Annotated in this window: 11 protein-coding genes; 3 read left to right on the top strand and 8 right to left on the bottom strand. The window is 74.6% G+C overall.

What is annotated here, in order from left to right; all coding sequences use genetic code 11:
- Positions 1-51 precede the first annotated feature (51 nt).
- Positions 52-1107 (top strand): cation diffusion facilitator family transporter, encoded by a 1056-nt coding sequence (locus tag ACYVQV_RS11720; RefSeq protein WP_461023475.1) that lies wholly within the window; start codon positions 52-54, stop codon positions 1105-1107.
- On the opposite strand, the gene ACYVQV_RS11715 is transcribed toward ACYVQV_RS11720, so the two are convergent.
- Genes ACYVQV_RS11715 through kynA form a run of 3 tightly spaced genes read right to left on the bottom strand, consistent with a single transcriptional unit; the run spans position 1093 to position 4090 of the window.
- Entirely contained in the window at positions 1093-1959 is an 867-nt protein-coding gene (locus ACYVQV_RS11715) for a PaaX family transcriptional regulator (RefSeq protein ID WP_461023474.1), read from the bottom strand. The two genes, ACYVQV_RS11720 and ACYVQV_RS11715, sit on opposite strands and share 15 nt — an antisense overlap.
- Entirely contained in the window at positions 1956-3227 is a 1272-nt protein-coding gene (locus ACYVQV_RS11710; protein ID WP_461023473.1) for a kynureninase, read from the bottom strand. Before ACYVQV_RS11710 ends, ACYVQV_RS11715 begins: the two co-directional genes overlap by 4 nt.
- Positions 3224-4090 carry a tryptophan 2,3-dioxygenase gene (kynA, locus tag ACYVQV_RS11705; protein WP_461023472.1) on the bottom strand — a complete coding sequence of 289 codons (867 nt, stop codon included), beginning with the start codon at positions 4088-4090 and terminating at the stop codon, positions 3224-3226. Before kynA ends, ACYVQV_RS11710 begins: the two co-directional genes overlap by 4 nt.
- A gap of 196 nt (positions 4091-4286) precedes the next feature.
- Here kynA and ACYVQV_RS11700 point away from each other — a divergent pair, with 196 nt between their 5' ends.
- Positions 4287-4640 carry a YtxH domain-containing protein gene (locus ACYVQV_RS11700; RefSeq protein ID WP_461023471.1) on the top strand — a complete coding sequence of 118 codons (354 nt, stop codon included), beginning with the start codon at positions 4287-4289 and terminating at the stop codon, positions 4638-4640.
- Positions 4641-4784: 144 nt separating this feature from the next.
- Positions 4785-5750: a DUF3152 domain-containing protein gene (locus ACYVQV_RS11695; protein WP_461023470.1), complete on the top strand. Its 966-nt coding sequence runs from the start codon at positions 4785-4787 to the stop codon at positions 5748-5750.
- A gap of 51 nt (positions 5751-5801) precedes the next feature.
- Here the strand turns inward: ACYVQV_RS11695 and ACYVQV_RS11690 are convergent, their stop codons facing one another.
- The 5 genes from ACYVQV_RS11690 to ACYVQV_RS11670 form a co-directional block, all read right to left on the bottom strand.
- Complete coding sequence (locus ACYVQV_RS11690) at positions 5802-6746, bottom strand: TIGR03621 family F420-dependent LLM class oxidoreductase (protein WP_461023469.1); 945 nt, start codon at positions 6744-6746, stop codon at positions 5802-5804.
- The gene (locus ACYVQV_RS11685; protein ID WP_461023468.1) at positions 6743-7438 is read right to left on the bottom strand and encodes a Type 1 glutamine amidotransferase-like domain-containing protein; all 696 of its coding nucleotides are present in this window, start codon (positions 7436-7438) and stop codon (positions 6743-6745) included. The genes ACYVQV_RS11690 and ACYVQV_RS11685 overlap by 4 nt, the downstream gene beginning before the upstream one ends.
- Positions 7439-7513: 75 nt before the next feature.
- A complete protein-coding gene (locus ACYVQV_RS11680; RefSeq protein WP_461023467.1) occupies positions 7514-10051 on the bottom strand; it encodes a DEAD/DEAH box helicase in 2538 nt (845 codons plus the stop codon).
- A complete protein-coding gene (locus ACYVQV_RS11675) occupies positions 10048-11265 on the bottom strand; it encodes a cysteine desulfurase-like protein (protein ID WP_461023466.1) in 1218 nt (405 codons plus the stop codon). Before ACYVQV_RS11675 ends, ACYVQV_RS11680 begins: the two co-directional genes overlap by 4 nt.
- The gene (locus tag ACYVQV_RS11670; RefSeq protein WP_461023465.1) at positions 11262-11966 is read right to left on the bottom strand and encodes a class I SAM-dependent methyltransferase; all 705 of its coding nucleotides are present in this window, start codon (positions 11964-11966) and stop codon (positions 11262-11264) included. The genes ACYVQV_RS11675 and ACYVQV_RS11670 overlap by 4 nt, the downstream gene beginning before the upstream one ends.
- Positions 11967-11979: the final 13 nt, after the last annotated feature.

Raw genomic sequence — 11979 nt, 5'->3', positions numbered from 1 at the left:
AGGCTACCCGTGCGTGACTGCTTGCATGATTACGCAAGTAGACTCGAAGGCGTGAGCACTCGCGTCCCCCCGGCACCGGGGCACCGGCACGACGACGGCCCGTCGCCGGTCCACCACGACGACCACCAGGACCACGACCACGCCGGCGGTCGCCGGCGCCGGGTCCGGCACGCCCTGGTACCCCACGCGCACGACCACGGCGAGGTGATCCAGACCGCGGAGGAGTCGAGCCGGGTGGGGATCCGCGCCGCCTGGGTGAGCCTGGTGGGGATGGGGGCGACCGCGGTGCTCCAGCTCGTGATCGTGGCTCTCAGCGGCTCGGTGGCGCTGCTCGCCGACACCGTCCACAACGTCGGGCACCTGGCGACCACGATCCCGCTGCTCATCGCCTTCCGGATGGGGCGACGCCCGGCGACCCGCCGGTACGCGTACGGGTACCGGCGGGCCGAGGACCTGGTCGGGCTGCTCATCTCGGGGGTGATCGCCCTGTCGGCGGCGCTGATCATCTGGGAGTCGGTCCGCGCCCTGGTCCACCCGCGGGAGCTGACGCACCTCGGCTGGGTGCTGGCAGCGGCGGTCGTGGGAGCGGCGGGCAACGAGGCCGTCGCCCGGTACCGCATCCGGGCAGGTCGACGGATCGGGTCGGCCGCCCTGGTCGCCGAGGGCCAGCACGCCCGGACGGACGCGCTCACCTCGCTGGCGGTGGTCGTCGGTGTCGGCGGCGCCTGGGCCGGGATGCCCTGGCTCGACGCGGCGGCCGGTCTGCTCATCGCCGCGGTGGTCGTCGCCGTGCTGGTCGCCACCCTGCGCGTCGTCGTCCGGCGCCTGATGGACGGCGTCGACGAGGAGGTGCTGGACCGCGTCGGGCGCTCCGCGGCAGCGGTGCCCGGCGTCCTCGGGGTCGACCGCACCCGGGCCCGGTGGAGCGGTCACCGGTTGGAGGCCGACCTCGACGTCCGCGTGGACGCCTCGCTCAGCGTCGTCGACGGTCACCGGATCGCCCACGACGTCCACGAGGCCCTCCGCCGCCGGGTCCCGCACCTCGACCACGCGACCGTGCACGTCAACCCCGCCGGGGCCCACCCAGCCGGCTCACGGCCGGCCTAGCGCCACCTCGTGGACGTGGCGCGCGGCCCGGTCCCGGAGCCGGGCGCTCAGCGACGCGAACACGCGCACGCCCTCCGCGCCCGGCCAGTCGGGTGGCAGGAGGTCCGCGGGCAGACCGGGGTCCAGGTAGGGGATGGAGCGCCACGCGTCCACGACGCGCAGGTGGTCGGCGTACGCCTGCGCGTCGCTGCCGGTCGGGCCGTCGGCCGGGCCGTCGGCGGTGGCGTGCCAGCGCTCGTCGAGGGGGTGGGCCACGGCGAGGAAGGCGGCGTGGTGCCCGGCGATCACGTCGAGCTCCCACCACCGGGCGACGGCGTCCGCGAGGGTGCCGGCGACCACCGGGGGGTCGGCGCGGAAGACGGTGACGTACTCGGCGAGCTCGACCTCACCGAGCACCTGCAGGGTCTCCTCGACGAGGTGCCCCGGGCCGATCCACGTCCCGGGGGCGACGGAGCCGCAGCCCAGCCAGGTCAGGTGCGTGCGCAGCCGGTGCCGCAGGGAGCGCTGGGCCTCGGGGACGCTGAAGACGACGAGCATGTAGGGGTCGCCCGGCGCCATCGGCCGGTACCCGTAGATGCGTCGGTCACCGCGCGCGAGCATCGGGTGCGCCTCGTCGACCAGCCGGTACCCGGCCACGCCGTCCCGCCGCTCCGCCGCCAGCAGGCCCCTGGTCCGCAGCCTCGACAGGCTCGTCCGCGCGCTCGGGGCCGCGACGCCGGCGTCCCGCAGCAGCGTCACGGCCGCGGACGTCGGGACCCACCCGCCCAGCTCGCGCCACCACAACCCGACGAGGGTGCGCGCGAGCGAGCTGTCCGTCGTCCCGGCGCGGTGCTCCTCGAGCGTCGCGCTCACGGCCGGGGGCGTGCCTCGAGCAGCGCGCGCAGGACGTCCAGGCCCGCGACGACCTCGGCGAACGACGTGGTCAACGGGGCGAGCCCGAGCCGGATACCGTCGGGGGCGCGGAAGTCGGGGACCACCCCCCGCTCCCACAGCTCGTCGGTGACCTCGCGGAAGTCCGGACGGCGGATCGTCACGTGCCCGCCGCGTCGCCCGGGCTCGCGCGGGGTGGCGACGGTGACCCCCAGCTCGGTGGGCCAGGAGTCCACGACGTCCAGCGCGAGCTGCGTGAGCAGCAGCGACTTCGCGCGGATCGCCTCGATCCCCGCCTCGGCCACCATCTCGACGCCGACCCGCACGGGCAGCATCCCCAGGATCGGCGGGGTGCCGCTGACGACCGCCCGGACGCCGTCCGCCGGCTCGTAGCCCGGGCCCATCGTGAACGGGTCGCGCCGGCCCATCCACCCCTGGACCGGCTGGCGCAGCGTCGACTGGTGACGCTCGGCCACGTACCCCCAGGCCGGGGCGCCCGGCCCGCCGTTGAGGTACTTGTAGGAGCACCCGACGGCCAGGTCGACGTCCCACTCGTCGAGGTGGATCGGCACGGAGCCGACGGAGTGCGAGCAGTCCCACAGCACCAGAGCGCCTGCTGCGTGGGCGATCCGGGTGATGACCCGGGCGTCGGCGAGGTGGCCGGACCGGTACGCGACGTGGCTGAGGACGACGAGCGCGGTGCCGTCGCCGACGACCCGCTCGACCTGCTCGGGCTCGATCCCGGCGGCGGGGTCGGTCTCGACCCAGCGCAGCGTCAGGCCGCGCTCGGCGGCGATCCCCTCGAGCACGTACCGGTCGGTGGGGAAGTTGTCGGTGTCGAGCACCACCTCCCGCCGCTGCGGGTCGGCGGCGACGGCGGCGTCGACCGCGGCGCGCGCCAGCTTGTAGAGCATCACCGTCGTGGAGTCGGCGACCACGGTCTGGCCGGCGGCGGCGCCGAGCGCGGCCCGTCCCAGCAGGTCCCCGACCTCCTCGGGCCAGGTCATCCACTCGTCGGTCCAGCCGCGGATCAGCCGGGTGCCCCAGGCGCCGGTGACGAGCTCCTGCAGGCGGGTCGCGGTCTCGCGCGGCGGGCGGCCGAGGGAGTTGCCGTCCAGGTAGGCCAGGACGCCGTCGGCGTCGTGGAAGCGGGAGCGGAACGCGGCCAGCGGGTCGGCGGCGTCCAGGGCGGCGGCGCGCTCGGCGAACCCGGTAGCCGTCGGGCCGGTCGTCGGGTCGGTGGTCGTCACGGGATCACCTCGGAGATCTCGGAGCGGACGGCGTACAGCTCGGGGAAGAAGGTGAGGTCCAGCGCCCGCCGCAGGAAGGGCACGCCGGACGAGCCGCCGGTGCCGGGCTTGGAGCCGATGATCCGCTCGACGGTCTTGAGGTGCCGGAACCGCCAGAGCTGGAAGTTGTCCTCGATGTCGACGAGCTCCTCGCACGCCTCGTACTCGCGCCAGTGGCCGTGTGGGTCGGAGTAGATGCGCTGGAACACGGGGACGAGGTCGGGGTCGAGCGCGTACGGCTGCGACCAGTCGCGCTCGAGCCTCCCGGCGGGGACGTCGTGGCCGTGGCGGTGCAGGTACGCCAGGAACTCGTCGTAGAGGCCGGGTCGGTCCAGCAGGTCCCGCAGGAGCTGCTGCGCCGGCGGGTCGTGCGCGAAGACCCCGACCATGTCCGCGTTCTTGTTGCCGAGCACGAACTCCACCGCCCGGTACTGCCAGGACTGGAAGCCGGACGACGCCGCCAGGTGACCGCGGATGAGGGCGTACTCGCTGGGGGTGAGCGTGGCCAGCACGGACCACTGCTCGGCGAGCTGGTGCTGCACGTGCTTGACCCGGGCCAGGCGCTTGAGCGCGGGCGCGAGGTCGTCGGCGCGCAGCAGCTCGATGGCCGAGCCGAGCTCGTGCAGCACGAGCTTGAGCCACAGCTCGGAGGTCTGGTGCTGGATGATGAACAGCAGCTCGTCGTGCTGGTCGCTGAGCGGGTGCTGGGCCGACAGCAGCCGGTCCAGGCCGAGGTAGTCGCCGTACGACATCGAGCGACGGAAGTCTCGCTGCACGCCGTCCTCGAGGGCGCGGGTGTTGTCGCGTCCTGCGGTCGTCCCCATGGCCGTCCTCCTCGTCCGCGCCGTGTCCGCAGAGAGTGTCAGATTCCTGACGTCCGTCACAAGAGTGTTCCGCCTGCGGGGTGGGCGACGTCCGGTTGCGGACCCGTCGTGAGTCGCGGACGGTGGAGCCGACGCCGGGGTCGGGAGTCCGTCCGGACCCCCGACCGACCCGGTCGACGACGCACGGGAGGCACAGATGAAGGGCAAGGGCGGACTGCTGCTCGGACTCGCGGCCGGGTACGTGCTCGGAACGCGAGCCGGGCGGCAGCAGTACGAGCAGATGCGGTCCTGGGCGAAGGGCAAGTGGAACGACCCCGCGGTGCAGGAGAAGGTCCACGAGGCCGCCGACAGCGTCAAGCAGAAGGCCCCCGAGGTGCAGCACAAGCTGGCTGACGCGGGCCGGCAGGCCGTGTCCTCGGCCAAGGACTCCGTCTCCGGCGGCTCGGGGTCGTCGGGCGACGACGTCACCCCCACCCAGCCGTCGGGTGCCACCGGCGCGGACCCGATGCAGCAGCGGGTCGAGGGGTACCGCGACCAGAAGGGCGCCTGACGACGGGGCACGCCCCGCACGGCGGTGCGCGGGTGGTCGGTCGGAGGCTGACCGCCCGCGCGCCGCGGGGTATGGTGCCCGATCAGCGTTCGACGGGCGGTGCCTCGCGCCGTCGGCGCGGGGGTGCTGCGCAGGAGGTGGTCGATGGACGGCCGGCACGAGCTGCCGACGTCCGAGACCCCGCGACGGGACCGTCACGCTCTGCGCTCGAAGCATCGCAAGCAGTCCCGTCGGCGTCGTGCCGCCCGCGTCACGGCGTACCTGCTCAGCGCCACCGTGGTCGGTGCGGGGGTCGCGGAGGTCGAGCGCGTCCTGACCGGGGGCACCTCGGTGGTGGTCATGACGAACCTCCCCGCCGCCGCCCAGGGGTGGAGCCCGCTGTCCCGTGAGGAGGCGTCCGTCTCGCGCCACCTCGACCGTGAGCCCGCGCCGCTGCCCACCGTGGACCTCGGCGACCTGCTGGCACCCGCGCCCACCCCGACGGCCCCGACGCCGCCCACCGCCCCGACGCCCAGCCCCACCGTGACCCCGACGCCGACCGCCAGCCCCCTGCCGTCCGTCCCGGAGCGCGGCGACGGGGTGGTCACGGCCGTCCCGGTCCCGGACGGCGTCCAGCCCGCCGCCGACGGCAGGGTCGTCACCTACAGCATCGAGGCCGAGGGCGGGCTCGGCGTCGACACCGCCGAGCTGGCCCGCGTGGTGACCGCGACGCTCGCCGACGCCCGCGGCTGGCAGGGCGTGCTCGGGGTGTCCCTGCGACCGGTGCCCGCCGCCGACGTGGCCGCGGGGGCGGCCGTCGACGTGCGGGTCACCCTGGCCAGTCCGGGGCTGACCGACGAGCTGTGCGCGCCCCTCGACACGGCCGGCGAGGTGTCCTGCTGGAACGGCTCGCGCGCCGTCCTCAACGCGAAGCGGTGGGTCCTGGGCGTCGAGCACTACGGCGGCGACCTCGCCCTGTACCGGCAGTACCTGGTCAACCACGAGGTGGGTCACGGACTCGGGCAGAAGCACGTGGACTGCACGACGCCGGGGCAGCCCGCGCCGGTGATGCTCCAGCAGACGTACGGGCTGCAGGGCTGCACGCCGTGGGCGTGGCCCGCGCGCCCCTGACCGCACCGGCGGACACCCCTCCGCAGGGGTTGCCGCTCCCCGCGGACCCGGTCACGTCCCGGCGAGCCGCCGGACGACCGGGGCGAGGGCGTCGACGTCACCCAGCATGAACGAGGAGATGCCCAGCCGGTCCCGCAGGTCGGTCAGCTTGGCGACGAGGTGGTCGTGCGAGCCGATGAGCAGGTGCGGTGACCCGATCACCTCGTCGGTGCTCAGGCGCGTGCCGCTGCGTTGCTCCAGCGCGTCGGCCACCCGCTGCGCCTCGGCCTCGACGTCGTCGGTGACGGTGACGGGCCAGAACGACGGGTAGGCGTTGAGCGTCAGCTCGTCGAACCGGTCGCCGGCGGCCTCGCGCACCCAGGCGACCTTCTCCTCCGTCGCCGCCCACGTGAACGAGCGCGCGTCCGGGCGGCCCCCGGGCAGGATGCGCGGCGCCAGGCCCACCGTCTGCGCCTCGCGGGCCGCGAGGCTGAGGGTCGTCCGGCCACCGCCGCCGATGAGGAACGGCGGGTGCGGCCGCTGGGCGGGCTCGGGCAGGCCGGTGTGGTCGGTGAGCGTGTAGTGCTCGCCGGCGAACGAGAACGGGCCGGGGGCGAAGCACCCCTTGAGCACGGCGACGGCCTCCGCCAGCCGGGCCTGCCGCACGCGGATCGGGTCGAAGCGCAGCCCGATGGCGTCGTACTCGGCCCGGTTCCACCCGGCGCCGATCGCGACGTCCAGACGCCCCTGCGACAGCCGGTCGAGCGTCGCCAGCTCCTGCGCCAGGACCGCCGGGTGGCGCAGGTCGTTGTTGTGCACGAAGGCGCTGATGCGGATCCGCTCCGTCTGCGCCGCGACGGCGGCCAGGTAGGGGACGGGCGCCGGCTGGTCCACCAGGTGGTCCGGCAGCACGAAGGTCGTCACGCCGAGCGCCTCGGCGGCTCGCGCGCGCTCCCCGACCTCGCGGGCGGTCCAGGCGCCGGACGTCCCGGCGAGGAAGGTGAAGGGCTTGGTCACGGTGCCGATCGTGCCGCGTCCGCGGACCTCGCGTGGCCGAACGACGTCCACCGCCCCTCGGAGACGACCTCGACGGCGCCGTCGACGACCGTGATGGCCGTCTGCTCGTCGATGGCGTACGCCGGGACGCCGACGTCGGCGGCCCACCGTTCCGCGTGGGCCATGGTGTTCGTCGGGAACGCGTCGAGGTGGGGGAAGATCGAGAAGTCGACGACGCCGAGGGTGCTGTCGTCGGGGGCGGACGGCCACTCGACGAAGTAGCTCCCGATCCGGGGGGTCATCACCATGCTCCCGGCGCTGACCCCCACCCACACCGTGTCGTGCAGGGAGGGCAGCAGGTCGGCGAGCCCGGACTCCCGCACCCAGTGGCACAGGTAGGTCGCGTCACCCCCGTCGACCAGGAGCACGTCGGCCTCCCGGACCCAGGGCACCCAGCGCTCCGGGCCGATGCTCGCCAGCGCCGTCAGCTCGAGGGCGCCGACCGACGCCCATCCCAGCCCGGACAGGTGCCGCCACGCCGGTTCGGCGGCGAGGAGGCCGCGCACCGACGCCGGCCCGCACGCGGGGTGGCCCCACTGGGCCGTCGGGACGCACAGGGCGTGGGACTCGGCGACCGGCTTGCCGAGAAGGCGTTCGAGCGCCGCGTGGATGCTGGGGTTGGTGACGCCGCCCGAGGTGAGCAGGAGCTTCACGGGACCTCCGGGTCGTGGGGGGTGGACGTGCCGCCCGTACGACCGCGGAGGCCGCGGGAAGTCATCGCGGTCGGCTCACAGCCGGTCGACGCCGGTGACCCGGACGACGGCCGTGCCGGCCTCGTCGCTGGCCTCGAGGTCGACCTCGGCGCTGATGCCCCAGTCGTGGTCGCCGGCGGGGTCGTCCAGGACCTGCCGCACCAGCCAGCGCCCGGGTTCGACGGTGACCAGGAGCAGCCTGGGGCCGCGCGCGTCGGCGCCGGTGCCGATCGCGTCGTGGTCCTGCCAGTACGGCTCGAGGGCGTCGGCCCAGGCGTCGGCGTCCCACCCGGACGCCGCGTCGAGGTCGCCGAGGTCGTCGTACCGCTCCAGCGCGGCGAGCTCGACCCGCCGGAACAGGGCGTTGCGCACCAGCGCGCGGAACGCCCGCTCGTTCGCGGTGACCGGCCGGGGACGGGACGCGACGGCCAGCGCACCCGGCTGCGCCGCGGCGTCCTCGGCGGGGTTCGTGAGCTGCTCCCACTCGTCGAGCAGGCTGGAGTCGACCTGCCGGACCGTCTCGCCGAGCCACTCGACGAGGTCCTCCACCTCCTCGGTCCGGGCCGCCGCGGGTACGCCGGCGCGCAGGGCCCGGTAGGCGTCGGCGAGGTACCGCAGCACCAGGCCCTCGGACCGGGCCAGTCCGTAGAACGAGACGAGCTCGCCGAACGTCATGGCCCGCTCCCACATGTCCCGGACGACGGACTTCGGTGACAGCGCGTGGTCGCCGACCCAGGGGTGACCCTGCCGGTACGTCTCGTAGGCGACGGCGAGCAGGTCCGCGAGGGGCCGCGGGTGGGTGACCTCGTCCAAGAGCTCCATCCGCTCGTCGTACTCGATCCCGTCGGCCTTCATCTGCGCGACGGCCTCGCCCCGGGCCTTGAACTGCTGGGCGGACAGCACCTGCCGGGGGTCGTCGAGGGTCGACTCGATGACGGACACGACGTCGAGGGCGAAGGTGTCCGACTCCGGGTCGAGCAGCTCGATCGCGGCGAGGGCGAACGTCGACAGCGGCTGGTTGAGGGCGAAGTTCGCCGGGAGGTCGACGGTGAGCCGCACCGTGCGGCCCTGCTCGTCCGGTGCGTCCAGCCGCTCGACGACCCCGGCGGCGAGCAGCGAGCGGTACGCGGCGATCGCCTGCTTGACGTGCCGGGCCTGCGCCGCCCGTGGTTCGTGGTTGTCGAGGAGGAGCGACCGCATGGCGGTGAACGCGTCGCCGGGTCGGGCGACGACGTTGAGCAGCATCGAGTGGGTGACGACGAGGTGCGACGTCAGCGGCTCCGGCTCCGCGGCGACGAGGCGCTCGTGCGTCTTCTCCGTCCACGACACGAAGCCGTCGGGGGCCTTCTTGCGCACCACCTTCCGGCGCTTCTTCGGGTCGTCCCCGGCCTTGGCGAGTGCCTTGAGGTTCTCCACCTCGTGCTCGGGCGCCTGGACGACGACCGTGCCGGCGGTGTCGTAGCCGGCCCGGCCGGCGCGGCCGGCGATCTGGTGGAACTCGCGGGCCTTGAGGTGCCGGGTGCGGGTGCCGTCGTACTTGCTCAGCGCCGTGAGCAGCACCGTGCGGATCGGGACGTTGATGCCGACGCCGAGGGTGTCGGTGCCGCAGATGACCTTGAGCAGGCCCGCCTGGGCGAGCTGCTCGACGAGCCGGCGGTACTTCGGCAGCATCCCGGCGTGGTGGACCCCGATGCCGTGCCGCACCAGGCGCGACAGGGTCCGCCCGAAGCCCGCGGAGAAGCGGAAGCCGCCGATCGCCTCGGCGATCCGGTCCTTCTCCTCGCGGGTGCAGACGTTGACGCTCATCAGCGCCTGCGCGCGCTCCAGCGCCGCGGCCTGGGTGAAGTGGACGACGTACACGGGCGCCTGCTTCGTCTCCAGCAGCTCGGAGATCGTCTCGTGCAGCGGTGTCGTCGCGTAGTAGTGGTGCAGCGGGACGGGGCGTTCCGCGGACGCCACGTGCGCCGTCGTCCGGCCGGTGCGGCGGGTGAGGTCCTCGCGCAGGAAGGTGACGTCGCCGAGGGTGGCGGACATCAGCAGGAACTGGGCGCGGTTCAGCTCGAGCAGCGGCACCTGCCACGCCCAGCCGCGGTCGGGTTCGCCGTAGAAGTGGAACTCGTCCATGACGACGAGGCCGACGTCGGCGTCGGCGCCTTCGCGCAGCGCCTGGTTCGCCAGCACCTCCGCGGTGCAGCAGATGATCGGCGCCCCGGCGTTGACGGACGCGTCGCCGGTGGCCATGCCGACGTTCTCCGCGCCGAACACCGCGCAGAGCGCGAAGAACTTCTCGCTGACGAGGGCCTTGATGGGTGCCGTGTAGACGCTGCGCCGCCCCTGCGCCAGGGCGGCGAAGTGCGCGCCGAGCGCGACGAGGGACTTGCCGGAGCCGGTGGGGGTGGCCAGGACGACGTTCGAGCCGGAGACGAGCTCGATGAGCGCCTCCTCCTGCGCCGGGTACAGCGACAGGCCGGTGCCGGACGCCCACTGCGAGAACGCCTCGAACAGCGCGTCGGGGTCGTCGCCGGTGGCGCTCGCCGCCTCGGTGAGCGGCGCGGTCGGGGTGGTGGCGGTCATCGGGGGCGGCTCGCCAGTCCCTCGAGCAGCCGGTCGACGTCCGCGTCGTCGGTGTACGGCGCCAGCCCGACCCGCAACCCGCCCGCGTCACCGAGCCCGAGGTGCCGGGACGCCTCGATCGCGTAGAAGTGGCTGGCGGGTGCGTTGACACCCACCGTCGCCAGGTGCCGGGAGACGTCCGCGGCGGACGCGTCGCCGAACGTCAGCAGCAGGGTGGGGGTGCGACGGCCGGCCCGGGAGTGGACGGTGACGCCGTCGAGCTCGGCCAGGCCCTTCTCCACCCGGGTGAGGAGGGCGTCCTCGTGCTCCTCGACGGCGCGCATCGACGCGACGACGCGCCCCCGCCGGTCGGCGCCGTGCTCGTCGTCCGCGCCGTCCGGCGTGAGCCTGGCGACGAAGTCGACGGCGGCGGTGCACCCGGCCAGCAGCTCGTAGGGGAGCGTGCCCAGCTCGAACCGCTCCGGGACGGCGTCGCTGGAGGGCAGCAGCTTGTCGGGGTGCAGGGTCTCCCACAGCGCCGGGTCGGCGACCACCACGCCGCAGTGCGGGCCCATCAGCTTGTACGGGGAGCAGGCCCAGAAGTCCGCTCCGTCGGCGGTCACGTCCACCGGGGCGTGGGCCGTCGCGTGCACGCCGTCGACGTACGCCAGCGCGCCGACGTCGTGCGCCGCGGCGGTGACGGCGGCGACGTCGGGCCGGGTGCCGATGAGGTTGGACGCGGCGGTGACGGCGACGAGCCGCGTCCGGTCGGACAGGACGGCGGCGACGTCGCCGGTCTCGAGCTCACCCGTGGCCGGGTCGAAGTCGACCCACCGGACCGTCGCGCCGACGGTCTGCGCGGCCTGCACCCACGGCCGGATGTTCGCGTCGTGGTCCAGCCGGGTCACGACGACCTCGTCGCCCGACCCCCAGCCCTTGGCCAGGGTGCGTGCGACGTCGTAGGTGAGCTGCGTCATCGACCGCCCGAAGACCACCCCGCGCGGGTCGGCGCCGAGCAGGTCCGCCATCGCGGCCCGGGCGTCGCGGACGACGGCCTCGGCCCGGCGCTCGGCCGGGGTGACCGTGCCGCGGTTGGCGATCGCGGCGGTCAGCGTGTCGCGCACGGCGTCACCGACCACCCGGGGCACCTGCGAGCCGCCGGGCCCGTCGAAGTGCGCCGCGCCCTCCGCCAGGGCGGGGAACGCGGCGCGGACGGCCTGCACGTCGTACGTCATCCGAGGTCCTCTCCGGTCGGTCGGGCCCGTACCCACAGCCGGTCGTCGTCGGCGAAGCCGTCGGCCCGCAACCCGGCGGACGCCAGCGCGCCGGCGAGGTCGTCCTCCGACAGCCGCCGGGCACGGAACCGCTGGGTCCACGTCGAGTCGCCGTGGGTGTACGTCAGCTGCCCGGTCAGGTGGTCGTCGTCCAGCGTCAGCACGTCGAGGGCGGTGGTGACCCCGTGCGAGCTGTGGGTGAAGTGGGCGCCCGTGGTCAACCGCGTGAACCACTCGGGCGGGTGCCACTGGAGCAGGACCACGCCGTCGTCGGCCACGTGCCGGGCAGCCGAGGCCAGCAGCTCGTGGCGCTGCCGGTCGTCGTCGGTGTTGACGAGGTGGCCCGCGAGGAGCACGACGTCGAACCGGTCCGCGAGGTCGAGGTCCTCGATCCGGCCGAGCACGGTCTCGGCGCTGGTGACCCGGTCGAGCATGTCGGCGGACTCGTCGACCGCGACCACGCGGTGCCCGAGCCCCACCAGGGGGTCGGCGACCCGGCCCGCCCCCGCGCCCAGGTCCAGGACGGACCCGCCGACGGGGGCGTGCGCGTGGACGAGCTCCGGCTCGCCGGCCGGCTGCAGCAGCGCGTACAGCTCGACGGCGCACCCGTCCGGGGTGATGGACCCCGGCCCGGAGCCGGTGCGGGTCGGTGGCGTCGTCACCCCCCGACCCTAC

Source organism: Thalassiella azotivora, from assembly GCF_054781695.1.
The sequence above is the reverse complement of the archived record's forward strand: the minus strand, read 5'-3'. Positions and strand labels throughout refer to the sequence as shown.

Coding starts and splice junctions, on each gene's coding strand:
- kynA (WP_461023472.1), bottom strand. CDS start 4,090: ATGGGGACGACCGCAGGACGCGACAACACCCGCGCCCTCGAGGACGGC.
- ACYVQV_RS11700 (WP_461023471.1), top strand. CDS start 4,287: ATGAAGGGCAAGGGCGGACTGCTGCTCGGACTCGCGGCCGGGTACGTG.
- ACYVQV_RS11695 (WP_461023470.1), top strand. CDS start 4,785: ATGGACGGCCGGCACGAGCTGCCGACGTCCGAGACCCCGCGACGGGAC.
- ACYVQV_RS11680 (WP_461023467.1), bottom strand. CDS start 10,051: ATGACCGCCACCACCCCGACCGCGCCGCTCACCGAGGCGGCGAGCGCC.
- ACYVQV_RS11675 (WP_461023466.1), bottom strand. CDS start 11,265: ATGACGTACGACGTGCAGGCCGTCCGCGCCGCGTTCCCCGCCCTGGCG.